We start from the raw sequence: 26,016 nt of genomic DNA, 5'->3' as shown, positions 1-26,016 counted from the left end.
TCGTCGAGGAGTGGTGCTCGTGTCCGTTCAATCGCACTCAGGCGCGAGGCCCACGCTGGAGGACGTGGCGGCGAAGGCCGGTGTCTCCCGTGCGACGGCGTCGCGAGTGCTCAACGCCTCGCCCAGGGTCAGCCCGGAGGCGCACGAGGCGGTCACGGCGGCGGTCATGGAGCTGGGGTACCAGCCGAACCAGGCCGCGCGGGCGCTGGTGACCAGGCGGTCCGGTGCCGTGGCGGTGGTGTTCTCCGAACCCGAGCCGAAGATCTTCGACGACCCGCACTTCGCCTGGTTGATCCGTTCGGCGGCGCGGTCGCTGGCGGACGCGGACGTGCAGATGGTGCTGATGCTGGTGCACTCCACGCAGGACCAGGCGCGGGCCGAGCGGTTCCTGGCGGGCGGGCACGTGGACGGCGCGCTGATGTTCGCCCCGCACAAGGGCGACCAGTTGCCGGGGGTGGCGCGCAAGCTGGCGCTGCCGGTGGTGTACGCGGGCCGGCCGTGGGGCTCGTTGCGCGGGCTGCACACCGTCGACCACGACAACGAGGGCGGCGGGCTGCTGGCCACCGAGCACCTGATCTCGTTGGGGCGCAAGAAGATCGTGTCGGTGACGGGCCCGCTGGACGAGCACTCGGCGATGGACCGGCTGGCCGGGTGGCGCACGGCGGTGGGCGCGGACGACGAGACCACGGCGTTGATGACGGCGGACGGCGGGTTCTCCCGCGAGGGCGGCAAGCGGGCGATGGAGGCGCTGCTGGCCCGGGTGCCGGACCTGGACGCGGCGTTCGTGGCGTCGGACCACATGGCGGCGGGCGTGCTGGACGCGCTGCGCGAGGCGGGCAGGCGGGTGCCGCAGGACGTGGCCATCGTGGGGTTCGACGACCACCCGATGATCGCGCCGCACACCACGCCGTCGCTGACCAGCGTGCGGCAGGACACCAGCGCCCAGGTCCGGCACATGGTGACCCACCTGCTGCGCCTGCTGCGCGGTGAGACGATCCGCGCCCGGCGCGAGATCCTGCCGACCGTCCTGGTCCGCCGCGACTCCGCCTGACCCACCCGTGCGTCGAACCCCCGGACCCCGTGTGTCGAACGCTCAAGTCCCGTGTGTCGAACCTCCGGGTCCCGTGTGTCGAACGCTCAGGACCCCCGTGTCGAACACTCGGGTACCGGGCGCTGAGCCGCCTCGGTCGACAGCCCGGACCTGAGCGTTGAACTCGGGGGTCCTGAGCGTTCGACACACCGGACGCGAGCGTTCGACACACGGGACGCGAGCGTTCGACACACGGGTGGGGTCGGTCAGGGCAGGTCGTAGCCCGTGGTCGGGACGGCGTTCGCGCCGATCACGGCGGCCAGCGCCCGACCGCTGCGCTTGACCGTGCGCACCTGGGTCCCGTAGTCCACGTGCACGATGCCGAACCGCTGGCTGTACCCCTCGGCCCACTCGAAGTTGTCCAGCAGCGACCAGGCGAAGTACCCCCGCACGTCCACCCCCGCCGCGATGGCCGCGTGCACCGCGCGCAGGTGGTCGACCAGGTACCGGGTGCGCGCCAGGTCCACCACCTCACCGCCCTCCACCACGTCCGGGAACGCCGACCCGTTCTCCGTGACCACGAGCGGGAGGCCGACGTCGCGCTGCAGGCGTTGCAGCAGGCGGGTGAGGCCGGTCGGGTCGATCTCCCAGTTCATCCCGGTCACCTCGCCGCGCGGCGGCAGGAACTCCACGCCGCGCAGACCCGGGAACGGCCCACCGGTCACCACCAGCGGGTCGGCCGCGGCGGCGACGCGGGTCGGTGCGTAGTAGTTCACGCCCATCCAGTCGATCGGCGTGGCGATCACGTCGAGGTCGCCGTCGCGCACGACCGCCGTCCAGTCGCCCAACCACGCCGTGTCCTCCACGACGTCGCGCGGGTAGCCGCGACCGCCCAGCGGGTCGAGGAACAGGCGGTTCTGGAGCCCGTCGACCTTGCGGGCCGCGTCGAGCGCCGAGTCGTCGTCCACGTCGAGCGCGCCGAAGTTCAGCACGATGGAGAACCGGTGGTCGGCCGACGCCCGCGCGCGCATCGCCCGCACCGCGAGCCCGTGGCCGAGCAGCAGGTGGTGCGCCGCCTCCAGGGACGCCTTCGGGTCGACGACCCCGGGCGCGTGGACGCCGTTGGCGTACCCGAGGAACGCCGAGCACCACGGCTCGTTCAACGTCGTCCACGACCGGACGCGGTCGCCCAGGTGCTCGTGCGCCAGCGCCGCGTACTCGGCGAACCGGTGGGCCGTGTCGCGGTCGCGCCACCCGCCGCGGTCCTCCAGCGCCTGCGGCAGGTCCCAGTGGTAGAGCGTGACCACCGGCTCGATCCCCTTGCCCAGCAGCTCGTCCACCAGTCGGTCGTAGAACGCGAGCCCCCTCGGCTCCACCCGCCCCGCGCCGAGCGGCTGGATGCGCGGCCACGCCAGCGAGAACCGGTACGCGCCCAACCCCAGCTCCGCCATCAGCTCCACGTCGGCCGGGTAGCGGTGGTAGTGGTCGCACGCGGGGTCGCCCGTGTCACCGCCCCGCACCGCGCCCGGCCGCGCCGCGAAGGTGTCCCAGATGGACGGACCCCGCCCGTCCTCCGCCGTCGCACCCTCGATCTGGAAGGACGCCGTCGCCGCGCCCCACCGGAAACCCGGCGGGAACCGCAGCACGTCCTGCCCGACGCCGGTCCCCGGGTCGGTTGTCGTCATCCGCCGCTCACCCCTTCACAGCGCCCTGCATGATCCCGCCGACGATCTGCCGCGCCAGCAGGATGAAGATCCCCACCACCGGCAGCACCGCGAGCGACGCGCCGGAGAGCATCAGCGAGTAGTCCGTGTAGTAACCGCTCGCCAACGTCGACAATGCCACCTGCACGGTCGGGCTGTCATTGGGGTCGAGCACGATCAGCGGCCAGAAGAAGTCGTTCCAGGCGGTCATGAACGTGAACATGCCCATCACCGCCGCCTGCGGGCGCACCGCCGGGAACGCCACGTGCCAGAACGTGCGCAGCACCGAGCACCCGTCCACCCGCGCGGCCTCGACCAGCTCGTGGGGCACCGACTCCTCGCACGCCTGCCGCATCCAGAACACCGAGAACGCGCCGATCAGCGCGGGCACGATCACCGCCTGGAGCGTGCCGTACCAGTCGAGGTCCGACATGAGCAGGTACAGCGGGATGACGCCGAGCTGCGTGGGCACCATCGACGTGCCGACCACGAGGAGGAACAGCGCGTTGCGGCCCCGGAACCGCAGCCGGGCGAACGCGAACCCGGCCAGCGTGCCCAGCACGACGTTGCCGATCGCCACCGTGCCGGCCACCACCAGCGAGTTCTGCACGGCGAGCCAGAAGTCGACGGTGTCGAACACCCTGGCCAGGTTGTCGAGCAGGTTGCCGCCCGGCACCAGCGACGGCACGGCGTCGCCCAGCGCCGAGTTGTCCTTGCTCGCGATGAGGAACGAGTAGTACAGCGGGAACGCCGAAGCGATCAGCACCCCCACCAGCAGGGCGTGGACGAGCGGTCCGGCCTTCGGGGAACGCTTGGACGTCACGGACGCGGGCACCCGCCTCACCCCTTCGACGCGATGCGGCGCGCCACCGTGAAGTTCACGACCGCCACCACGAGGACCACGAGGAACAGCACCCAGGCGATGGTCGACGCGTAGCCCGCGTCGAACAGCCGGAACCCCTTCTCGTACAGGTACATCACCAGCGTCTGGAACTGCCGGTCGTCGCCGCCGGTGCCGGTGGCCGTGCCGCCCGGGTCGAACAGCTGCGGTTCCACGAACAGCTGCATGCCGCCGATCGTGGACACCACGACCGTGAACAGGATCGTCGGCCGGATGCTCGGCACGGTGATCGACCAGAACACCCGCCACCGCGAGGCGCCGTCCAGCATCGCCGACTCGTGGACGTCCTTCGGCACCGACTGCATGGCGGCCAGGTAGATCAACGCGTTGTAGCCCGTCCAGCGCCACACCACCATCGAGCTGATCGCCAGGTGCGAGGCCCACGTCTCGGCGCGCCAGTCCACCGGGTCGACGCCCACCAGGCCCAGCAGCGCGTTGACCACGCCGAAGTCGCGGCCGAACAGCTGCGCGAACACCAGCGCGACCGCGGCCACCGAGATCACGTTCGGCAGCAGCACGCCCGCCCGCCAGAACGCCCGACCGCGCAGGCCGCGGTCCAGCAGCGCGGCCAGGCCGAGCGCGGCGAGCAGCTGCGGGACCGTGGAGAGCAGGAACAGGCTGATCGTGTTGCCCAGCGCGTTCCAGAAGTGCGGGTCGGCCAGCAGCGCGGTGTAGTTGTCCAGGCCGGTGAAGCCCTGGTCGCCGTCGATGAGCTGCCAGTCGTGCAGCGACACCCAGGCGGTGTAGAGCAGCGGGTAGAGGCCGAAGACGCCGAACACCACGAAGAAGGGCGCGATGACGGCGTACGGCGTGTACTTCGCGTCGAGCCGGCCGAGCCTGTCCCGCCACGACAGGCGTCGCGCCGACGGCGGGGTGGGGAGCGTGCCCCGCCCCGCCGTCGCCCGTTCCGGTGCGACCGTCACCTGGCCGCGTCCCGCGCTTCCCGGACGGCCTGGTCGAAGGCGTCCGCTGTGGACTGCTTGCCGGTCTCGACGCGGGAGAGGGCGTTGTTGAAGACCGGGGTGACCTTGGCGTCCTTGGTGCCGCGGTAGGTCGGTTCGAGGCTCTCGGCGGAATCACCGAAGATGCGGCCGACCGGTGCCGAGTTGAAGTACTCGTTGGTGGTCGCGGTGACCTCGGGGTCCTGGTAGGCGGCGGGCTCGCTGGGCAGGTTGCCGGTCTGCTTGAAGATCCGCTTCTGCTGCTCGGGCGCGGTCAGCCACTTGGCCAGCTCGTAGGCCTCGCGCGGGTGCTTGCCCTGCTTCGGCACGGCCAGGAAGGAGCCGCCCCAGTTGCCGCCCCCGCCGGGCGCGGCCGCCACGTCCCACTTGCCCGCGGCCTCGTCGCCGGCGCCGGCCTTGATCAGCGCGAGCGCCCAGGCCGGGCACGTGGTGGTGGCGAAGGACGCCTGCTTGAGCGCGACGTTCCAGTCCTGGCTGAACGGGGCCAGCGCGCCGGTCTGCTTCTTCTCGCCGAGGCTCGCGGCGAGCGTGAACGCCCGCTTCACCTCGTCGTTGCGGTCGCCGATGAACGAGTCGTCGGCCTTGGCGAAGTAGCCCTCCTCGGTCTGGTCGAGGATGGCTTTGTAGACGTTCTGGGCGGTGTCGACGAACTTCACGTCCGGCGTCTTGCGGCTGAAGGCGTCGGCGACCTCGAGGTACTCCTCCCAGGTCGGCCACAGCGCGCCGACGGCCTCGCGCTCGGTGGGCAGGCCGGCGGCCTCGAACAGGTCGCGCCGGTAGCACAGCGCCAGGCTCCCCATGTCGGTGCCGAGGCCGAGCACGAAGTCGCCGTCGTCGGCGGTGCCCTGGTTCCACTTCCACGCGGCCCACTGGTCGCGCAGGTCCTTCGCGCCGTAGTCGGCGAGGTTGACGAACTTGTCCTTGGACTGGCGGAACTGCGCGATGTTGCCTTCTTCGATCGCCACGACGTCGGCCGCGCCCCGGCCGCCGGCGAGCTGCGTGGCGAGCTGCGTGTGGTGCTGCTCCATCTTGACCGTGCGCTGCTCGACCTCGACCTCGGGGTGAGCGGCCTGGTACTCCTTGATCAGCTCGGTGTAGCCGAAGTCGGAGAAGACCCCGATGGCCAGCTTCACCTTGCCCCCGCCCGCGTCACCTCCCCCGCCGCCGCACGCGGCCACCAGGGTCGCGGCCAGCGCCGCCGCGGCGATCGACGCCGCCCGTCCGGCCAGAGTCCTGCTCATCCGTCCTCCTCGACGCACCCGCCGGGCCCGACCCGACGCCGTGAGAGCGCTCTCATGAGAGCGCTCTCACACTCGGAGGACCGGTTCCCGGTGTCAACCCGGGAACGACCGGTCGACACCGTTCCGCAACAATCTAAAGCGCTCTCGTGCGCGGACCGTGAGACAACGTGACGATGCGTGCCCGACGGGGGAAGGGGACGAGCCGGGTGGCCCGGCCCTCGCCCGGGCCACCCGGCACCCTGTTAGAGGCGATCGGGAGCCGGACGGGACGCGTGCCCGGCGAAAAAGCCGGGACCCCGGTGGCCCGCTCCTCCTCCGGGGAAGAGCGGACCACCGGGGTCCCTCACGCCTCGGCCATCCCCGCGACGACCGAGGTCCGCGCGGCGCGCCGGGCGGGCAGGGCGGCCGCCAGGACCGCCGCCGCCACGGCGCCCGCGAGCATCACGCCGATCTGCCCGAACGGGACCACGAGGTCGACCGCCATGGTGTCGGTGGACAGGGCCCGGGTGATCACCCAGCCGAACCCGATGCCCAGCAGCAGGCCGATCGCCGCGCCCATCAGCGCCATCAGCACCGACTCGACCACCAGCATCAGCCGCAGCTGCCCCCTGGTCAGCCCGAGCGCCCGCAGCAGCGCCGACTCGCGCGTCCGCTCCAGCACCGACAGCGTCAACGTGTTGGCGATGCCGAACAGCGCGATCACCACGGCCAGCCCGATCAGCGCCCAGATGAACCCGAGCACCTGGTTGAGCTGCTGGTTCAGCTGTTCCTTGGTCTCGGCGGCGCTGTCGACCACGGCCAGCGGCGACGGGTCGGTGACCTCCTCGACCGCCGCGCGGCCGTTCACCACGCCGTCCTTCAACTTCACCAGGATGCTGTCGTAGCCCTCGGCGGCACGGGGGAAGCGCTGCGCGGTCCCCGCGGTCACGATGCCGTCGGACAGCCGCTGCCCCTGAACCACGGCGACCACCCTGAGCTGCTGCGGCTCGCCCGCGTCCTCCCGCAGCGCCATCGTCGAGCCGACCGACACGCCCTCGCGCTTGGCGTACTCGGCGCTGACCGCGATCGCGCCGTCGCCCAGGTCGGCGAGCGACCCGCTGGTGACGGTGGGCCGGAAGAGGCTGCCGATCGCCTCGCGCGGCACGCCGGTGAAGTACCCGCGCTCGCCGTAGATCGTGGTGGTGGGCGCGACCTGCGCGACCTCGGGCACCCGCGCCAGCTCCGTGGCCAGCTCCCTGGGCAGGGGCTTGTCCTGCACGGCGGAGGTCACCGTGTAGTCGGCGGGCATCCGCTCGTCGATCTGGGCGTTCGCGGTCTCCTTGGCGCTGTTGGCGACCACGGTCACCAGCGACACGATGGTGACGCCGATCATCAGGGCGGCGGTCGTGGCGGCGGTCCGCCTGGGGTTGCGGCCCGCGTTCGCCGAGGCGAGCTTGGCGGGCACGCCGAGCAGCGCCCGCGGCAGCGCGCCGAGCACCCGGTTCACCGGGCCGACCAGCAGCGGGCCGAGCACGAGCACCGCGACCAGCAGCGCCATCGTCCCCGCGCCGCTGATCAGCATCGCCGTTTCCTCGTCGTCCACGCCCATGCCGAACACGACCGTGCCGACGCCGACCACCGCGAACAGCGCGGCGGTGAGCACGCGGACCACGCCGGTGCGGGCGACCTCCTCGCCGCTGTCGGGCTGGCTGCGCAGCGCGGCCACCGGCGCGACCCGGGTCGCGCGGCGGGCGGGCAGCACGGCGGAGAGCACGGTCACCAGCGTGCCGACGGCGAACGCGGCCAGCACCGTCGTGACCGTCACGGGCAGCAGCACGGTGCCGTCCGCGCCGTCGAACGAGTAGATCACCCGTTGCAGCAGCGCGGACACGCCGATGCCGCCGAACAGGCCGATCACGGACGCGACCAGGCCCATGACCACGGCCTCGGCCAGCACGCCCCGGAACACCTGGGCCCGGCTCGCCCCCACGCAGCGCATCAGCGCCAGCTCGCGGGTCCGCTGGGCCACCAGGATGGTGAACGTGTTGTAGATGACCATGGCCGCGACGACGAGGGCGATGAGCGCGAACGCCAGCAGCACCGAGGTGAACTCGCCGGACTGCGCCTCCACCTGCCGCATCGTCTCCTCGGTCAGCTCCTGGCCGGTCTGGAGCTTGAACCCGCGGTCGCCGATGGCCCGCCGGACGTTGTCCACGACCTGCTGCTGCGTGAAGCCGGGCGCGGCGACGGCCACGACCTGGTACGGCGGCCGCTCCGGCCCCAGCGCCTGGAACGCGGCCGGCGTCACCCCGACGTGGTCGTAGCCGGAGAGGACCACCTGGTTGGTGCCCTGCTGGTAGGTGCCGACCAGCGTGAACTCGTGCCGCTGCTCCTCCTTGCCGAGCAGCACGACCGGTTGCCCGATCGACAGCTTGGCGGTGGCGGCGGTCCGCTTGTCGACCGCGATCTCGTCGTCGCGGGTCGGGTAGCGGCCGTCGACCAGGTCGAACTCGCGCAGCCGCTCGTCGGTCGCCAGCGGGACGGCCCACGCGGGCTTGGCCTTGCCGTTGGCGGTGACCAGCGGCACGGCCTCGAGGTCGCGCGGGTCGGCCGCGGCCACGCCCGGCGCCTGCCGGATCCTGGCCAGCGTCTCCGGCGTGATGCCCTGGACGTCGCCGGCGGCCCCTTCACCGGAGGCGGTGACCGAGACGTCCACGTTGCGCGCGCCCTTGGCGAACTCGTCGCGCAGGCTCGCGGTCATGGCGTCGCCGAGCACGAGCGTGCCGGTCACGAAGGCGACGCCGAGGGCGATCGCCACCGAGGACAGCACGAGCCGGGCGGTGCGGGCCCGCAGGCCCGCGAGGATGGTGCGCAGCATCCGCTCACGCACCCAGGTGCTTGAGGGCGGACAGCACGGAGTCGGCGGTCGGGTTGTCGATCTCGCCGGCGAGCCTGCCGTCGGCCAGCAGGACCACGCGGTCGGCGTAGGACGCGGCCACCGGGTCGTGCGTCACCATGATCACCGTCTGGCCGAGCTTGCGCACGGACATGCGCAGGAAGTCCAGCACCTCCGCGCCGGAGCGGGAGTCGAGGTTGCCGGTCGGCTCGTCGGCGAACACCACGTCGGGCCGGGCGACCAGGGCGCGGGCGCAGGCCACGCGCTGCTGCTGGCCGCCGGACAGCTCGGTCGGCTTGTGCTTGAGGCGGTCGCGCAGGCCGAGCACGTCGACGATGGTGTCGAACCACTCGCGGTCGGGCTTGCGGCCCGCCAGCTCCAGGCCCAGCAGGACGTTGGCCTCGGCGGTGAGCGTGGGCAGCAGGTTGAACGCCTGGAAGACGAACCCGACCCGGTCGCGGCGCAGCTTGGTCAGGTCCTTGTCGCCCAGCGACGTGATCTCGGTGCCGCCGATGTGGACGGTGCCGCCGTCGACGTTGTCGAGCCCGGCCAGGCAGTGCATCAACGTGGACTTGCCGGACCCGGACGGGCCCATGATGGCGGTGAACCTCCCCGCGGCGAACGCGACGCTGACGCCGTCCAGCGCCCGGACGGCGGTGTCGCCCTTGCCGTACACCTTCACCAGGTTCGCGGCGGCCACAGCGGTGCGGGTCCCGACGTCGGACACCAGTGCGGACATGCTCCCTCAATTCCTCGGGTCCTGTGCTGACGCCGAGAAAGCTAGGGCGCGCGGAGGTGGGCGGGCGTCACCTCGGCGGCGGAACCGGAGGTCAACCGGCGGGATGACGCGCGGTGGTACCGGGGGCTGACGGCCGGCCGCCGAACGGGTCCGGGCTCACCGCGCCGGCGGGTCGAGCGGCCCCGGGCCGAACCCGGCTCACCGCGCCGGCAGGTCCAGCAGGCCGCGGTCGAGCGCGGTGGCCACGGCCTCGGCCCGCCTGCTCGCGCCGAGCTTGGCCATGATCCGGCTCAGGTGCACGCTGACCGTCTTCTCCGAGATGTACAGCTCCTCGCCGACCTGCCGGTTCGTGCGGCCCAGCGCGACCAGCTCCAGCACCGACCGCTCCCGCGGCGTGAACGGGTCGACCCGGTCGCGCGGGTCGACCTCGCGCAGCGCCACCCTGGCCCGCCTGGCGACCAGGTCGAGCGCCTCGCGCAACGGCGTCGCGCCCAGCTCGTCGGCCACCGCGCCGGCCAGCCGCAGCTCGACCGCCGCCTCGTCGCGCCGGTCCGCGCCCAGCAGCGCCTCGGCCAGCCGCCAGCGGCACACGGCCTGCTCGAACACCGCCCCGAAGCCGAACCCGTCGACCGCGCGCCGCCACCGCGCGGGATCGCCGGGTCCGGTCAGCCGCGACTCCTCGGCCGCCGCCCGCAGCAGCCACGCCCGGCCCTCCGGACCGAGTTCCCCGGAGCGCGGCAGGCCCAGCTCGGCGGTCGTGCGCGCGTACTCGGCCAGCTCCCGGCCCGCCCGCACGGCCTCCTCCTCCGCCGCCCCGTCCTTGCGCCGCCGCGCCCGTGCCGCGAGCTCCGCCTGCCCGGCCACGCCGAGCGCCGCCAGCCGGATGCCGGCCAGCACCCACTCGCCCTCCTTGCGCGACCAGCTGATGGCGTCCCGCACCCGGTCCACGGCCAGCTCCGGCCGACCCCGCCACAGCGCCAGCTCCGCGCCCGTGCCGCCGGTGATCAGCGCGATCTGCAGGTCGCGGTGCCAGTCGGCGCGCAGCTCCCGGATCATCCGCTCGGCCTGCTCGAACTCGCCCCGGCTGACCGCCACGTGCGTGCCCGCCGCGGCCAGCCGCGCGGACACCGTGCTCGACACCCGCAGGCCGGGCGGTTCGGCGGCCGTGGCCGCGCCGTCCCACTCGCCGCGGTAGTACCTGGTGAGGACCTGGAGGATGCGCAGCTCCAGGCCGAACGAGCTCCACGTCAGCCCGGTCGCCTTGGCCCGCGCCACGCCCTCGTCGAACACCCGGCCCGCCTCGGCCAGCTCGCCGAGGTCGTAGTGGTGCAGGCCGAGGAAGTAGCGGGCCCGCAGCTCGGTGTTGACCGCGTCGGCCTCCATCGCGCACGCCACCGCGGCCGTCAGGTGCTCGCGCGCCCGGCGCACCTCGCCGTCGGGCTCCTCCAGCAGGCCCAACGTCGTCAGCGCGTCCGCCACGGCCGAGTCCGCGCCCGCGGCGCGGCCGTCCGCCACCGCCATCTCGGCCCGCCGCCGCGCCTCGGCGTACTTGCGGTCGTTGCGCAGCGACGCCGCCCACACGGCCAGCACCCACGCGCGGGCCGGGCTCGCGGGCCGGTCCCGGACCAGCCACCACGCCTCCTCCACCGCGTGGTACTTCTCGTCGTCGGTGCCGTCGACCACCTGCAGCGCCTGCGCGAAGCGCCGCCACATCTCGGCGGCGCCCTCGGGGTCGGTCTCGTCGACCGCGGTCGTGCCGGTGCGGGCGAACGCGATGGCCCGCTCCGGCTGGCCCGCCGTGCCCGCCGCCCACGACGCGCCGCGCAGCAGGCTCAGCTCGGTCAGCCCCGGCGGCCGCTGCGCCGCGGGCACCGCGTGCCACAGCTTCAACGCCTGCTCCAGGTGCCGCAGCGACTCGGCGGGCGCGCCCGCGGCCTGCGCCTCCTGACCCGCGTCGACCGACGCCCGCAGCGCGCGGGCCAGGTCGTGCGACTCCAGGCTGTGGTGGGCCAGCGCGGCGGCGGCGCCCCGGTGGTCGGACGAGGCGAGCCGGTCGGCGTAGGCGGCGTGCAGCCGCACGCGTTCGCCGGGCAGCAGGTCGTTGTAGACGGTCTCGCGCAGCAGCGCGTGCCGGAACGCGTAGACCTCGGCGCGGTCCACCAGCAGGACGTGGTTCTGCACGGCCTCGCGCAGCGCGGCGTCCAGCGCCACGTCGTCCATGCCGGCCACGTCGCGCAGCAGGTCGTGGCGGACCGACCGGCCGCCGACCGACGCCACGCGGACCACCCGCTGCCCGTCCGGCGACAGGCGTTCGATCCGGGTCAGGAGCACCTCGGCGAGCGTCCACGGCACCTCGCGGTCACCGCAGGCGGCGACGGCGATCAGCTCCTCGGCGAAGAACGGGTTGCCGTCCGAGCGCTCGGCGACCTCCAGCACCAGGTCGTCGGGCAGGTCGTCGGCCAGCGCGGCGACGAACGAGCGCGCGTCGATCGCGCTCAGCGGGGTCAGGTCGAGCCGCCGCACGGTGGGCAGCCGGACCAGCTCGTTGAGCAGCGGGCGCAGCGGGTGGCTGCGGTGCAGGTCGTCGGACCGGTAGGTGCCCACCACGAGCAGCCGCTGCGAGCGCAGCCGCGAGAGCAGGAACGACAGCAGGTAGCGGGTGGAGGCGTCGGCCCAGTGCAGGTCCTCCAGGACCAGCAGCACGGGCCGCCCCTCGGCCAGCTCGCCGAGCAGGCCGTGCACCGCGTCGAACAGCTGGAGCTGGCCGACGTCCTGCTCGGGGCGGCGGCCGACCAGGTGCGACGGCAGGCCGGACACCGTCGCGCCGCCGTCGCGCCCCGCGGGCAGCGCCAGCTCCGGCAGCAGCAGGCGCAGCGCGGGCCGGGCCGCGACGTCGAGCAGACCGGCCTGCCGCACGTGCCCCAACGCCTCGGTGAAGGGCAGGTACGGCAGGCCGGTCTCGCCCACGTCCAGGCAGCGCCCGGTGAGCACGAGCGCGTCGCCCGCGGTGGCGGACAGCTCGTCCACCAGCCGCGTCTTGCCGACGCCCGCGTCACCGGCCAGCAGGATCGCGCCCGCCTGGCCGCGGGCGGCGTCGTCGAGGGCGGCGCGCAGCCTGGTCATCTCCCGGCTACGCGCCACCAAGGGGATTCCGGAACCGAGGCGTGCCACACCAGGCATGCTGTCACACCTCAGGCGGCCTCGCGGTGGTCATTTCCCGCACCGGGTGCGTCCGGGTCGGTGCGGTGACCCCACCGCCGCCACCACGACCGCTTCACCGCGTGCGTCCGGCGGCCGACGCGGTAGTCGGCGGCGTCGGCGCGCAGGGCGGCCTGCCGGTAGTCGATCTCGGCCTTCAAGGACTCTGGCGTCCACTCCATGACGTGCTCCTCGTGTGCTTCGTCCTGGTGACACGAAGAGTCGCCCTGAGGCGCGGGACCGGGCATCGGTCGTTCACGCGGGTTCCGGGGCTGGTCCCCTTACCCGCCGCCGTAAGGGGTGGCAGACGGCGGGTAAGGGATGCCTCAGGTGCACGTCAGCGCACGGGGGAGGCCCTCAGCAGGCGCCGAGGTCGCGCCAGACGCCCCACTCGCCGGTCGTGCCGGGCTCGTCGCCCTGCGTCCACCACTTGGCCTGCCAGCGCTTGCCCTTGTGGGAGACCTCGTTGCCGCCGTTGTAGACCTTGGCGCGGTCCCACGCGGGCGTGGTGCAGCTCGGCTGGTTGGTCGTCGTGGTCGTGGTCGTCGTCGTGCTGGTGGTCGTGCTGGTCGTCGTGGTCGTGGTGGTGCCGCCGCCACCACCGCGCGGGTGGTCGGAGGCGATGGCGTAGGACTGGCCGCCGAAGGTGAGCTTGAAGTTCGACGGCGACGCGATCGGCAGCTGGTAGCTCAGCGCCACCTCGACCGACGCGCCGGGCGCGAGCGGCTGCCAGCTCGGCAGGGCCAGCTCCACGTGCTGGAAGTCGCCCTTGATGCCGCCGACGTTGGCGCCCGAGTGGCCCTTGGAGGTCACCCGCAGCCCGAAGCCGGACTGGTCGGCCATGCTGCCCGGCGCGCTGGTGCCGTAGTCGAACTCGACCTTCGTGCCGCCCGGCAGGGTGGTGGTGGAGTTGTTGGTCAGCTTGAGCTTCGGCGTGATCGGGTAGTTGTTGTCGCCGAGGGCGAACCCGGAGACGGTGGCGCTGACGTCGAGCACCTGGCCCGGCGTCGGGCCGGCGGCCTTGCGCGCACCGTACGGCGCCGCGCCGCGCAGCCCCTCGTTGATCTTGGTGAGCAGGGTGTCGCCGACGGTGTACTGGCCCTTGGCGCTGTCGAAGCGGTAGTCGCCCGCCAGCTCCCAGATCATGATGCCGCCGATGCCCTTGTCCGCCACGTACTTCGCCTTGGCCGCGATCGACTGCTCGTCCTCAGTGGACAGGAAGACCTTCTTGTCGGCGTTCCACAGCCACGGCGAGGTGAGCGTGCTGTCGTAGAACCGCTGGTAGGAACCCGAGATCCGGTCGGTCGGGTCGTTGGCCGGGTCCAGGCCGTGCTGCGCCAGGTAGTCCGGCGTGATCTCGTTCTCCAGGTTCTTGGCGTGCCACATGGGGTTCACGCCCGACGGCACCTCGGCGCCGCCCGCGGTCGAGTCGTGCCACAGGTTGTCGATGCCGACCGCGCCGTTGCCGCACGGGGTGGTCGAGCCGACGCTGGACCCCGTGCCGGCCGGGCACTTCGTCTGGTCCGGCAGCGCGGCCCGGCCCCACAGGCCGTTCGTGCCACCGGTGACGCCCTGCCAGCCGCGGGTGTAGAAGGGGACGCCGAGGTTGATCCGGCCGGCCTGCATCGCGCCGCGGTAGTAGTGGTAGGCCCAGTCGGTGTTCAGGTAGCCCATGCCCTCGTACTGCCCCGCCGAGTACACCCCGCCCGCGGCCAGCTCGCCGTCCTTGCCGTCGTCGTAGAGCGCGGCGTTGGGGCCGACGAAGTGGTTCCACGAGCCGTGCAGGTCGTAGCTCATCACGTTGAGGTAGTCCAGGTAGCGGGTCACCTGGTACGACTCCTGGCCGCGCAGCAGCCAGCCGGAGGCGGGCACGGCGGCGGTAAGCAGGTAGTGCTTGCCGTCCTGCTGCGAGGCGCGGTCCAGCTTCTCCCGCAGCGTCTTCATGATCTTCTCGTAGCCGGCCCACAGCGTGCCGCGGTTGGCGTTGGAGATCCAGAAGTCGTCGGGGTTGCCCGCGTAGTTGTTCGACGTGGCGTACTCGTAGTCGATGTCCACGCCGTTGAAGCCGTACGTGCGGATGAACTGCACCGCGGAGTCGGCGAAGGCGTCCACAGTGGCCTGCGGCTGCGCGCCGAGCTTGTAGAACCCGCCGGAGGCGTTGCGCGTGCCGTCCGGGTTGATGAAGCCGCCCGTCTCCGCCCAGCCGCCGACCGAGATCAGCGTCTTCACGTTCGGGTACTGCTTCTTGTACTTGTTGAGCAGGTTGAAGTGCCCCTTGTACGGCAGGGACGGGTCCAGCTCGACGCCGGGCCAGGTCATGCCGGTGGAGGGGTTGTCCGGCCCGTCGGGGCCCACGGACACCCGGTTCTGCGCGTCGACGTGCGCGAACGCGTAGTTGAGGTGGGTGACCTTGCTCCACGGGATGTCGGAGGCGAGGTAGGCGGGCGTGCCGTTGCGGCCCGTGCGCCAACTGGTGAAGTAACCGATGACCCGGCGGGTGCGGTCGCCGCCCAGCGACTCCCGCCCCTCGGTGTCGTAGACGGAGCAGTACGGCACGGCGACGCCGGGGGTCTGGTAGAGGCCGTCGGGGCGGCACTCCTCCCCCGCGGCGGAGGCCGGCGACGACGGTGACGCGACGGCGACGACGAGCCCGGCCACCGCGGCGAGCAGCGCCACGAGCGGCGACAACCTGGTTCTCCTGGACAAAGCCAGCACACCTCCTGCACGAGGCGGCGGCCACGACGCAGCACGGAAACCGTAAATAGGTCTAGACCTGTGTGTCAATAGGTCCAGACCACTAGGGGTACGGGGTCAGACGGCCGTGCCGGCGCGGGCCCGGGCCAGCCGTTCCCGCACCTGGTCCGACTCCGGCGCGCCCAGCTCGGTGAACAGCGCCAGCGCGCGTTGCCAGTGCGCCACCGCGCCGGGCAGCCCCTGCCGGTCGAACACCGTGGCGAGCCGGTCGTGCGCCATCGCCTGGTGGTACGGGCTGGCCGCGGCCGACGCCACCTCCAGCGCCGTGCGCGCCGACGTGACGGCGTCCTCGCCCTCGCCCGACTCCAGCAGCACCATCGCCAGGTCGGTGTGGCAGGTCGACTCGCCGCACTGCTCGCCGACCTCGCGGTACATCGTCACCGCCGCCCGCAGCCACGACTTGGCCTCGTCGTAGCGGCGCGAGGCCAGGTGCAACAGCCCGAGGTTGTGGTGGGCGTTCGCCTCGGCCCACCGCGACCCGGCCACCCGGCTCACCTCCAGCGCCTCCCGGTACGACGCCTCCGACTCGTCCACCCGACCGAGGAACTGGAGCATGTCCGCGACCGTGGTCAGCGCCCTGGCCTGCGCGTTCACGTCACCGGACGCCCGCGCCACCTCCAACGCCTCGCGGTGGCGCGCCAGCGACTCGTCCATCCGCTGGAACTGGGCCAGCGCGATGCCCAGGTTGAACAGCATCACGAACTTCGCCGCCGGGTCGCCCAGCGTCATGGCCGCCTCCAGCGCGGCCTCGGTCGTGCGCAGCCACGTCGTGCGGTCCGCCCGCAGCCACAGGAACCGCGACAGCGTGTACGGCAGCTGCCAGGCGTGCACCAGCCACTCCGGGTCCGCACCGGGCGCGGCGGCCAGCTCCGCGGCGGCGACGACGTTGGCCTGCTCGGCGTCCAGCCAGGCGATCGCCTCGGCCGAGGTCTGCAGCTTCGGCGTCTGCTCGGGCACGTGCTCGGGCGCGACCCGCACGCTGCCGCGCGCCACCGGCAGCCGCCCGTCGGCCAGGTCGGCGCAGTGCAGGTAGAAGTCGAGCATCCGGCTGGTCGAGTCGCGCCGCTCGGCGGCGGGCAGCTCGGCGGCCAGCGTGCGCATGTAGACGCGCACCAGGTCGTGCGCCCCGTACCTGCCGGACTCGTTGACCGACAGCAGGTTCGCCGCCGTCAACGCGTCCAGCGCGCGCTGCGCGTCGGCCACGCGCACCCGGGCCATGGCGGCGGCCACGAACGCCGTCACGTCCGGGCCCGGGTGCAGGCCGAGCAGCGCCAGCAGCCGCGCGGGCAGCGGCGACAGCGCCCGGCGCGAGGCGTCCAGCGCCGCCCGCACCGTCGAGTCCTCGTCCTCCAACCCCAGGGCGGCCAGCCTGCCGTGCTCGTCGTCCAGTTCGGCGACCAGCTCGGCCACCCGCAGCGTCGGCGCGACCGCCAGCCGGGCCGCGGCGATCCGCAGCGCCAGCGGCAGCCCGTCGCACAGCACGGCCAGCCGGCGCAGGGCGGCAGCCTCCGTGCCGTCCCGGCCGGCGACGCGGCTGACCACGGCCACCGACGCGTCCGGGTCGAGCATGTCCAGCTCCACCAGCCGCGCCTCGGCGTGCGCCACCAGGCCGACCAACCGCCGGCGGGACGTCACCAGCACGCACGACGGCGGTCCGGGCAGCAGCGGCAGCAGCTCGGTCGAGCCGCGGGCGTTGTCCAGCATCACCACCATGCGGCGGTCCGCGACGAGCGTGCGGAACAGCGCCGAGCGCTCCTCCACCGTGACCGGGATGTCCGGCGACGGCACGCCCAGCGTGCGCAGGAACCGGCTCAGCACCTCGCCCGCGCCCAGGGGCTCCTGGTTCGGGTCGTAGCCGTGCAGGTCCACGTACAGCTGGCCGTCCGGGAACTCCTCGCGCACGCGTTGCGCCCAGTGCAGCGCCAGCGCCGTCTTGCCGACGCCCGCGGGGCCCGTGACGACGAGGACCAGCCCGCCGTCCCGGTAGGAGGCCAGCAGGCCGTCCAGGCGGGCCAGCTCCTCGTCGCGGCCGATCAGGGACGCCGAGGCCCGCGGCAGCTGCGCCGGCGTGAGGGCGGACGCGGACTCGCCCACCGGGCGCAACACCATGGGCCTGGTCGGGCGGTCCGGCTCGGGGTCCTCCCCCGCCAGCACGGCGTGCTGGAGCTTGCGCAGCTCCGGGCCGGGCTCGACGCCCAGCTCCTCGACCAGCACCCGGCGGGCCCGCCGGTACACCGCCAGCGCCTCGGCCTGCCGACCCGCCTGGCACAGCGCCCGCATCAGCAGGCCGTGCCCGCGTTCCCGCAACGGGTGCTCGTCGACCAGCGCGGTCAGCGACGGCACCAGCTCCGCGCCGCGCCCGATCAGCAGCAGCAGCTCGGCCCGCTCCTCCAGCACCGCGACCCGGCGCTCGGCCAGCCGGCCGCGCTCCACCTCGGCGAACAGGCCCACGACACCGCCGAGCGGCTCGCCGCGCCACAGGCCGAGCGCCTCGTCCAGCGCGGTGGCGGCGGCGACCAGGTCCCCGGAGGCGCGCAGCCGGGCCGACTCCGCCACGCCGCGCTCGAACTCGTCCAGGTCGACCTGCTGGGGGTCGACGCGCAGCAGGTAGCCGTCGCCGACCGAGGTCAGCAGCTCGGCCGGGGCGCGGCGGGCCCGGCTGGGCTCCAGCGCGCGGCGCAGGCCGGCCACGTAGGTCTGCACCAGGTTGACGGCGCTGGTGGGCGTGTTGTCGCCCCACACCGCCTCGATGATCTGGTCGCGGCTGACCGGCGTGTTGCGGGCCAGCAGCAGCACCGCCAGCACGGCACGCTGCTTGGCGGCGCCGAGGTCGACCTCCCCGCCACCGCGCACCGCCCGGAGCAGGCCGAGCACCTCGAACCGCAAGCGCTCGCCGCCGCCGTCTGCCACCGACCGATCCTTCGCCGAGACGTTGAGACCCAGACCGAGCCTAGGAGATCACTTCAGTCCGACTCCAGTCGTCCTGTAGCCGCATTCTTACGCTAAGCGTGTCCGACCAACCACACAGGGCGAACCCCGGTGGGCGAGGTTGGACCAGACAGCGGAACATCCGCTGCTCTCCCCGAACGACGAGGGCAGGCCGGCGTGCAAGGGGCATCCAGCCCGCGGCGGCGGAACGCCGGCCCGCCCTCGTCCCCTTCTCCACCTGGAGACGGGTCATCCGGTAGGGGATGACCCACCTCCTTTGCCCTCCCCCAGTGGAAGGGGCCGCGGCCGGGACCCGAACCCCCGGCCGCGGCCCCTTCGACCACGTCCGGGGTCGGGCGGGACGGGCGTCAGGCCACCTCTTCCAGCTCCCGCGGCGCGGCGGTCGCCCTGGCCGCCTTGCGCCGCCGGCGCACCACCACCACGACGCCGACCACGGCGGCGACGCCCATCAGCACCCACATCGCGCCGTTGAACGCCGACTCGACGTACTTCGCCGAGGCGCCCGCGGCCGACCCGATGCCGATGTGCAGCGCGGACCAGCACACCGCGCCCGCGATCGAGGCGGGCAGGAACCGGCGGTACTCCAGCTTCGACGCGCCGGCCGACGCGGGCACCAGGGTGCGCACCACCGGCATGAACCGGGCGAAGAAGACGGCCCAGGCACCACGCCTGCGCAGCAGCGCCCCCGCCGAGTCCCAGTGCTCCTGGCCGAGCTTGCGCACGACCTTGCTCTCCCGCAGCCGGTCGCCGTACCGGCGGCCGAGGAAGTAGCCGATGCTGTCGCCCGCCACCGCGCACACCGACACCACGAGCCACATCACCAGGAACCGGGACGCGGTGGTGACCGTCGTGGCGGCCAGCAGCAGCGCGCTCTCGCCCGGCGCGATGAAGCCCACGCCCAGCGTGCACTCCGCCAACGTCAGCGCGCCCGTCACCGCGAGCACGGCGGGCTGCGGCAGGCCGGCGAGCCCTTCCAGGGCGTCGGTCAGCAAGGCCATCGTTCGTCCCCCTGTGGATTACGAGCACCGCGGATCACGAGCACCGGAGTGCAGGCTAAGGGGAGTCCACCGCACCGCCACCGGCGGGCGCATCGGACCAAGGGCTGACCCGACGCCCGACCAAGGTCGTACGACCAGTGGCCGAACCCCGGGGTGGCCGACCATCCGGGTGGCCGAACCTCCGGGTGGCCGAACCTCCGGGTGATCGCGGACCGGTCACCCCCGGTCGAACGCGCCGCCCTTCGCGTCATCGGTGAACCGACGCCACTGCGCGAGGCCGAAGCCCAGCTCGCCGCCGGTTCGGTCCTTCGAATCGCGCACCCCGGTCCCGTCCCGGTCGAGCGCGACCTCCACGCACTCCGGACCACCCGCGGACGACCGGCTGCTCCTGCGCCACTGGCGTTGCACGGCGTTCACCTCGGATTCAGGCGAGCTCGCGCGCCACCCGCCCGATCAGCGCGGACGAGGCGTCCGGGTCGAGCGATTCGGCGCCGAGCCGAGCGAACATGTCGGAGTACCTGGCGACGTCCGGCGGCTGTTCCAAGTAGACGTCGCCCCGCGGACTCTCGAGGTATACCACGGCGGGATCGGTCTGCTCGGGGAAGGACAGGATCACGAACGGGCCGTCCATCGCGGCGTGGGCGCCCGCCTCGAACGAGACCACCTGGAGGGTGATGTTCGGTCTCCTCCCGGCCTCGTCCAGCCGCCGGAGCTGGTCGGCCATCACCTCCGGGCCACCCACCAGCCGGCGCAGGGCCGCCTCGTCGACGACCGCGTGCAGGCGCAGTGGGTCGTCCTCCACGAGCAGCGCCTGGCGCGCCTGGCGCAGCTCGACCCGCCGGTCCACCTCGGTGGGCCCGGCGTGGGGCAGCACCGCCCGGATCAACGCCCTGGTGTACGCCTCGGACTGGAGCAGGCCCGGCACCGTGAGGCCCTGGTAGGTGCGCACCCGCTCGGCGTCCGCCTCGAACCCCACGTAGCGGCCGGGCGCGACGTCGCCGAACTCGTCCCACCACGCCCGCCGCCGCGCGTCGCGGGCGAGCTGCACCAGCTCGTCCAGCGTGCCGCGGTCGGCGCCGTACGCGGCCAGCATGTCCCGCACGTCGCGCGGGGTCACGCCGACCCGGCCGGTCTCGATGCGACTGATCTTGGACGCCGAGCACTCCAGCCGCGCGGCGACGTCCTCGATGGTGAGGTCGGCCGCCTCGCGCAGCCTGCGCAGCTCGCCGACCAACCGGCGCTTGCGCAGCGTCGGGCTGCTGCCCCGTGGCATGCGGACACCTTTCGCCAGGAGACCCCCGACCGGCAGGGCCGCCGTCCAGTTTGTGCCCGGCCGCGAACGGAGCAAAGGGAGGTCATCCATTCGTGTACTGCAACTTGCAGGCGGCCGGAGGCGGTAACAGGCTGCGTGCAGCACCCGCCCCAGGGAAGGAGCTCTGAAGGTGTCCACCACCGTCTTCAGCCAGCTCGACCGGTCCCTCCACGAGCACCTGGCCGCGCTGGTCCGCCTGGCCGCGACCGGCGACGACCGCACGGCGGTCGAACTGGCCCGCTCCGAGCTGCCGAGGGTGGTGACCGCGGTGAAGGCGCTGCTGGACGAGCACACGCCCGACGAGCACGGCCGCTGCCCCACCTGCCGCACGCGCCGCTGGAGCAGGCGCCTGCCCTCGCCGTGCCGGGCCTACCTCGGCGCGCAGCTCGCGCTCACCGTCGGCGGTGACGGGCGGTCCGACGGCCACCACGGGCACCTGCGCGACGCCGGCTAGCCCCTCAGCCGCACGGGGCCCGTCCCCGTGCCACCGGGCGACGCGACTCCCGGAACCGATCCCCACCCGCGCCGCCCGACCCGAACCGAGCCCGCCGCCGAACCGACCCCGCGACCCCCGACCGGGGTCGGACGGCAGGCCGAGGCTCGAACCGGGGTGGTCGGTCCACCAGCGGGCCGACCACCCCGCGACGGGGGTCAGACCCCCACCGGCTCCAGCCCGTCGCGCTCCGGGTCCACCAGGTACACCCGCGCCGCCGAGATGTCGAAGTACATGCCGACCAGGCGCAGCGACCCCGAGGCCACGGCCTCCCGCACGCTCCGGTAGGCCATCAGGTTGTCCAGCTGCTGCGCCACGTTCGCCACCGACAGCCGGTCCACCACCGGCAGGTCCGACTCGCCCGCGTGGAACCGGATCAGGCTCGGCTCGACCGCGCGCAGCCACGCGTTCAGCCGCGTGCCGGGCCGGGCGGAGCCGTGCACCACGGCCTTCATCGCGCCGCAGTCGGAGTGCCCGCACACCGCGATCGTCTCCACCGCCAGCACCTCCACCGCGTACTCGATCGCCGCGCCGACCGAGTCGTCGCCGTCCAGCGGCACCAGGTTGCCGATGTTGCGCACGCAGAACAGGTCGCCCGGGCCGCTCGTGGTGATCAGGTTGGGCACCACGCGGGAGTCGGCGCAGGTGATGAACAGCTGCCTCGGGCGCTGGCCCCGCTCGGCCAGCTCGGCCAGGAACGGGCGGACCAGCGGCGCGGTGCTGCGCTCGAACTCGCGCATGCCCCGGATCATCGGGTCGGCGTCGGCGCGCTGCCGGGGCAGGGCGACGTGCCGGTGGCGCTGCCAGTGCGACCACGGCGCGAACCACCTCGGCGGCGGTGACAGCGGTGTCTTGCGCAGCGCCGGGATGCCCTTGGTGGCCTTGCTGAACCAGGTGTCGTGCACCTCGTCCACCTCGACGTGGCCGCCCAGCCGCTCGTAGCCGGTGCGCCAGTCGTCGATCGCCTCGTACGCCCCGTGGTCGAGGAAGTCGATGTGCAGCTCCAGCACCACGCGCTGGCCCAGCGGGATGGCGCGCAGCCCGCGCACCAGGTGGCCGACGCCGAAGAACACCAGCGAGCCGCGGACCACCACGCGCCAGCCGTCGGGCTCCTGCTCCACGCGCAGCGAGGCGCGGGTCAGCCGGTGCAGCGACCGCAGCGCCGCCGCGCCCACGCCCAGCAGCACGCCCTCCACCAGCCCGAGCGCCACCACGCCCAGGAGGGTGACCGCGTAGGCGGAGAACTCGCCGTGCCGCCACAGGGCGCGCATCCGGCGCACGCTCACCAGCCGGAAGCCCACCACCATCAGCACCCCGGCCAGGGCGGCCAGCGGCACCAGCTCCAGCACCGAGCCGAGCACGAGCGCGGACAGCGCCATCCAGACGCCGTGCAGCACGGTGGAGGCGCGGGTGCGCGCGCCCGCGGCGACGTTCGTCGAGCCGCGGGAGATCCCGCCGGCCACGGGGACCGCGCAGAGCGCGCCCGCGAAGACGTTGGCCGTGCCCTGTGCGATCAGCTCGCGGTCGAGGTCCGCGCGCGGCCCGGCGTGCAGCTTGTCGACCGCCACGGCGGACAGCAGCGACTCCATGCTGCCCACCACGGCCACGGTGAGCACCGCGAACGCGATCCCGCCGACGTCGCCGACCGGCAGCTCCGGCAGCGTGAAACCGGCCAGCGGGTCGTCGGGCAGGTCGACGCGGGCCACGTCGAAGCCCGTCGAGGCGAGCGTCGCCACCAGTACGGCCACCAGCGGCGCGGGCACGACCGACGCGCGCGGCACCCGCGGCCACAGCACCAGCACGGCCACCACGAGCGCGCCGACGAGCAGGGCGGGCCAACGCACCTCGGTGCCGGCCATCTTCACGAGGTTGTCCACGACGGACGTGGCCGCCGTGCCGCCGAGCACCACGGCGAGCTGCCCGACCGCGATGCTCAGGCCGATGCCGGCCAGCATGCCGTGCACCACGGCGGGTGAGAGGGAGAGGGCGACCCGGCCGAGCCTGGCCAGGCCGAACAGCAGTTGCAGCACGCCCGCGCCGAGCGTGATGGCCGCCGTGGCGGGCCAGCCGTACTCGGCGACGAGCCCGCCGACGATCACCACCAGGCCGGTGGCCGGCCCGCTGATCTGCAGCGGCGCGCCGCTCAGGGAGCCCGCCACCACCCCGCCGATGAACGCGGAGACCACCGCGGCCATCAGGGGCGCGCCGACCGCGGCGGCCACGCCGAGCGAGAGCGGCACGGCGACCAGGAACACCACCGCGGAGGACGGCACGTCGTGCCGCAGCACGGCGGCCAACCCGCCCGGTGGTCCGGCCGTGGTGTGCTCGCCCGCGTGGGACTTGTTGGGGCGTGGGCGGTTCATGTCGGTCCTTCCGATCGGCACAGCGGCATCGCCCCGCGCCGGGTGCGCGGGGTGTCGTCGTCGGGGAGGGCGCCTACGGCCCGGTTAAGGGCGGCAGCGGACGCGGTCGGCGCGGGTCGGGTCGGGACCCGCCCCGGGCGCGGTGGTGGGGGCAGCCCAAGTGGCACCTCCGTGTCGGCACAGGGAGGACGTGTCGGCACAGCCCGCGTCGCAAGGGTCGCGGCCACACCATCATGACCGAGGCACCGGGTGGTCTCCCAGCGGTTCCACCCGGTCGTGTTGATCACGGGTGGGGCGTCACCCCTGGTGACGGACTCACCGGCCGACGGCCGCGTGGGCGCGGCCGACCGCGAACGCGCCGGCGCACAGTCCGATGAGGACCGCGGCGACGTGGCCCACGGCGGCGAACTCGGGCACCGCGCCGAACCACTCGGCGCCCGCCAACGGGTACGCCACGAGCAGCGCCAACCACGGCACGCGCAGCACCACCGGGGCGAGCGCGGTGACGGCGCCGGCCGCGGCGAACGCCACGTAGCCGACACCCACGTCGACCGCGTCGGCCAGGTCGGTCGGGTAGGCACCCGAAGAGATGACGACCGCCGTCGCCAGGGCCGCGCCGACGTGGCCGGCGAGGACCACCGCCGCCGCGCGCCACGGCCCGACCTCGCGCTCCAGCACGGCGAGGCAGACCGCCACCGCGGCCACGGCCAGCGCGGTGGTCACCAGGCCGTCGCGGGCGGGGTCGAGCACGAACGCGCTGCCCAGCAGCGCGTTGACCGGGTGGTCGGCGAGGTTGGTCGTGTTGGTGCTCAGCGACTCGCGCACCTGCGCGGACATGCCGTCGGCGAACACGAAGCGCATCAGCAGCGCGAGCCCCGCCACGGCCGACAGGTAGCCGGCCGTGACGGGGTTGCGGCGGAAGCGGTCGCGCACCCGGCCATGATCGGGCCGGTGGCCTCAGGCGTCCACTTGAGACCTGTCACCCGACCAGAGGGTGTGGAAGCTGCCCTCGCGGTCGGTGCGGCGGTAGGTGTGCGCGCCGAAGAAGTCGCGCAGGCCCTGGATCAGGGACGCCGGCAGGCGCTCGGACCGCAGGCCGTCGTAGTACGCCAGCGCGGAGACGAAACCGGGCGCGGGCACGCCCGAGGTGACCGCCTTGACCACGACGCGCCGCCACGCCTCCTCCGCCGAGCGCACCGCGTCGCGGAAGTAGTCGTCCACGAGCAGCGAGGCCAGCTCCGGCTCCTTGTCGTAGGCCTCGCGGATGCGGTCGAGGAACCGGGCCCGGATGATGCACCCGCCGCGCCAGATCGTGGCCATCGCGCCCAGGTCGAGGTCCCAGCCGTACTCGGCGCTCGCCGCGCGCATCTGGTCGAAGCCCTGCGCGTAGGCGACGACCTTCGACGCGTACAGCGCCTGCCGCACGTCCTCGACCAGCGAGGCGTCGACGTTCCCGACGACCTCGGCCGACCCGAACGCCTCCCGCACGGCCCGGCGCTGGCCCGCCCGCCCCGACAGCGACCGCGCGAACACCGCCTCGGCGATGCCGGTCACCGGGACGCCCAGCTCCAGCGCCTCCTGCACGGTCCAGCGGCCGGTGCCCTTCTGCTCGGCCTCGTCCGCGATCACGTCGACCAGCGCGGCGCCGGTCTCGACGTCCACGTGGCCGAGCACCTCGGCGGTGATCTCGACCAGGTAGGACTCCAGGTCGCCGGTGTTCCAGCCGCGGAAGACCTCGGCGACCTCGGCGGGCGCCAGGCCCCCGACCCGGTGCAGCAGGTCGTACGCCTCGGCGATGAGCTGCATGTCGGCGTACTCGATGCCGTTGTGCACCATCTTGACGAAGTGGCCGGCGCCGTCGGGCCCGACGTGCACGCAGCACGGCACGCCGTCGACCTCGGCCGCGATGTCCTCCAGCACGGGCCCCAGGTGCGCGTAGGACTCGGCGGACCCGCCCGGCATGATCGACGGGCCGTTGAGCGCGCCCTCCTCGCCGCCGGAGATGCCGGTGCCGACGAAGTGCAGCCCGGCCTCGCGCAGGGCCGCCTCGCGGCGGCGGGTGTCGGCGTAGTGGGCGTTGCCGCCGTCGATCACCATGTCGCCGGGCTCCAGCAGGGGCACCAGCTCGTCGATGACGGCGTCGGTGGGCGCGCCGGCCTTGACCATGATGATGATCTGGCGGGGCTTCTGGAGGCTCGCGACGAGCTCCTCCAGGGTCTCGGCGGGCACGAAGTCGCCCTCGTGGCCGTGCTCGGCGATCAGCGCTTCGGTGCGGGAGCCGCTGCGGTTGTGCACGGCGACGCGGTAGCCGTGCCGGGCGAGGTTGCGCGCCAGGTTGCTGCCCATGACGGCGAGCCCGGTGACGGCGATCCGCGCGGGTGCCTCGGAGGTGGTCATCTGCACAGCGTGCCGAAATCCGCGTTCGCGCGCACCTGTGCGACGCCCCTGACCACGGGGTTCCGCCGACCGCTCCGGCGGCCCTGTAACATCGTGAAACA

At 73.6% G+C, this 26,016-nt stretch carries 18 protein-coding genes; 2 read left to right on the top strand and 16 right to left on the bottom strand.

All coding sequences use genetic code 11. The features are described 5' to 3' along the window. Window positions 1–19: 19 nt before the first annotated feature. Entirely contained in the window at window positions 20–1,051 is a 1,032-nt protein-coding gene (locus tag ACIGNX_RS21510) for a LacI family DNA-binding transcriptional regulator (protein ID WP_396542426.1), read from the top strand. Window positions 1,052–1,296: 245 nt separating this feature from the next. Here the strand turns inward: ACIGNX_RS21510 and ACIGNX_RS21505 are convergent, their stop codons facing one another. The 13 genes from ACIGNX_RS21505 to ACIGNX_RS21445 form a co-directional block, all read right to left on the bottom strand. Then, on the bottom strand, window positions 1,297–2,715 hold the full coding sequence (locus ACIGNX_RS21505; protein ID WP_396542425.1) for a GH1 family beta-glucosidase: 1,419 nt from the start codon (window positions 2,713–2,715) through the stop codon (window positions 1,297–1,299). A gap of 7 nt (window positions 2,716–2,722) precedes the next feature. Then, window positions 2,723–3,556 (bottom strand): carbohydrate ABC transporter permease, encoded by an 834-nt coding sequence (locus ACIGNX_RS21500; RefSeq protein WP_396542475.1) that lies wholly within the window; start codon window positions 3,554–3,556, stop codon window positions 2,723–2,725. A gap of 17 nt (window positions 3,557–3,573) precedes the next feature. Further along, window positions 3,574–4,488: a carbohydrate ABC transporter permease gene (locus ACIGNX_RS21495; protein ID WP_396542474.1), complete on the bottom strand. Its 915-nt coding sequence runs from the start codon at window positions 4,486–4,488 to the stop codon at window positions 3,574–3,576. A 65-nt stretch (window positions 4,489–4,553) separates the two neighbouring features. Next, a complete protein-coding gene (locus ACIGNX_RS21490; RefSeq protein WP_396542424.1) occupies window positions 4,554–5,837 on the bottom strand; it encodes an extracellular solute-binding protein in 1,284 nt (427 codons plus the stop codon). 343 nt (window positions 5,838–6,180) lie between these two features. Next, a complete protein-coding gene (locus tag ACIGNX_RS21485) occupies window positions 6,181–8,694 on the bottom strand; it encodes an ABC transporter permease (RefSeq protein ID WP_396542423.1) in 2,514 nt (837 codons plus the stop codon). Between the two features lie 4 nt (window positions 8,695–8,698). Further along, on the bottom strand, window positions 8,699–9,451 hold the full coding sequence (locus ACIGNX_RS21480; RefSeq protein WP_396542422.1) for an ABC transporter ATP-binding protein: 753 nt from the start codon (window positions 9,449–9,451) through the stop codon (window positions 8,699–8,701). Window positions 9,452–9,649: 198 nt separating this feature from the next. Then, a complete protein-coding gene (locus ACIGNX_RS21475) occupies window positions 9,650–12,631 on the bottom strand; it encodes an AAA family ATPase (protein WP_396542421.1) in 2,982 nt (993 codons plus the stop codon). A gap of 11 nt (window positions 12,632–12,642) precedes the next feature. After that, window positions 12,643–12,831, bottom strand: a complete 189-nt coding sequence (locus ACIGNX_RS21470) for a hypothetical protein (RefSeq protein ID WP_396542420.1) — start codon at window positions 12,829–12,831, stop codon at window positions 12,643–12,645. Between the two features lie 175 nt (window positions 12,832–13,006). Beyond that, complete coding sequence (locus ACIGNX_RS21465) at window positions 13,007–15,355, bottom strand: chitinase C-terminal domain-containing protein (RefSeq protein WP_396542419.1); 2,349 nt, start codon at window positions 15,353–15,355, stop codon at window positions 13,007–13,009. Between the two features lie 105 nt (window positions 15,356–15,460). Then, window positions 15,461–18,313: a BTAD domain-containing putative transcriptional regulator gene (locus tag ACIGNX_RS21460; RefSeq protein WP_396542418.1), complete on the bottom strand. Its 2,853-nt coding sequence runs from the start codon at window positions 18,311–18,313 to the stop codon at window positions 15,461–15,463. A 386-nt stretch (window positions 18,314–18,699) separates the two neighbouring features. After that, window positions 18,700–19,350, bottom strand: a complete 651-nt coding sequence (locus ACIGNX_RS21455; RefSeq protein ID WP_396542417.1) for a DedA family protein — start codon at window positions 19,348–19,350, stop codon at window positions 18,700–18,702. A 216-nt stretch (window positions 19,351–19,566) separates the two neighbouring features. Continuing rightward, entirely contained in the window at window positions 19,567–19,758 is a 192-nt protein-coding gene (locus ACIGNX_RS21450; protein ID WP_396542416.1) for a DUF397 domain-containing protein, read from the bottom strand. Window positions 19,759–19,774: 16 nt separating this feature from the next. Continuing rightward, entirely contained in the window at window positions 19,775–20,623 is an 849-nt protein-coding gene (locus ACIGNX_RS21445; protein ID WP_396542415.1) for a helix-turn-helix domain-containing protein, read from the bottom strand. A 169-nt stretch (window positions 20,624–20,792) separates the two neighbouring features. On the opposite strand from ACIGNX_RS21445, the gene ACIGNX_RS21440 reads away from it, so the two are divergent. After that, window positions 20,793–21,116, top strand: coding sequence for a hypothetical protein (locus ACIGNX_RS21440; protein ID WP_396542414.1), 324 nt, complete (start codon window positions 20,793–20,795; stop codon window positions 21,114–21,116). A 197-nt stretch (window positions 21,117–21,313) separates the two neighbouring features. Here the strand turns inward: ACIGNX_RS21440 and ACIGNX_RS21435 are convergent, their stop codons facing one another. The 3 genes from ACIGNX_RS21435 to gndA form a co-directional block, all read right to left on the bottom strand. Beyond that, the gene (locus ACIGNX_RS21435) at window positions 21,314–23,518 is read right to left on the bottom strand and encodes a SulP family inorganic anion transporter (protein WP_396542413.1); all 2,205 of its coding nucleotides are present in this window, start codon (window positions 23,516–23,518) and stop codon (window positions 21,314–21,316) included. 315 nt (window positions 23,519–23,833) lie between these two features. Continuing rightward, on the bottom strand, window positions 23,834–24,451 hold the full coding sequence (locus ACIGNX_RS21430; RefSeq protein WP_396542412.1) for a rhomboid-like protein: 618 nt from the start codon (window positions 24,449–24,451) through the stop codon (window positions 23,834–23,836). 24 nt (window positions 24,452–24,475) lie between these two features. Beyond that, complete coding sequence (gene gndA, locus ACIGNX_RS21425; RefSeq protein WP_396542411.1) at window positions 24,476–25,915, bottom strand: NADP-dependent phosphogluconate dehydrogenase; 1,440 nt, start codon at window positions 25,913–25,915, stop codon at window positions 24,476–24,478. Window positions 25,916–26,016 lie beyond the last annotated feature (101 nt).

Source organism: Actinosynnema sp. NPDC053489 (genome assembly GCF_044544865.1).
Lineage (GTDB): Bacteria > Actinomycetota > Actinomycetes > Mycobacteriales > Pseudonocardiaceae > Actinosynnema.
Note: the sequence above shows the minus strand (reverse complement) of the source record. Positions and strands in the feature narration are given on the sequence as shown.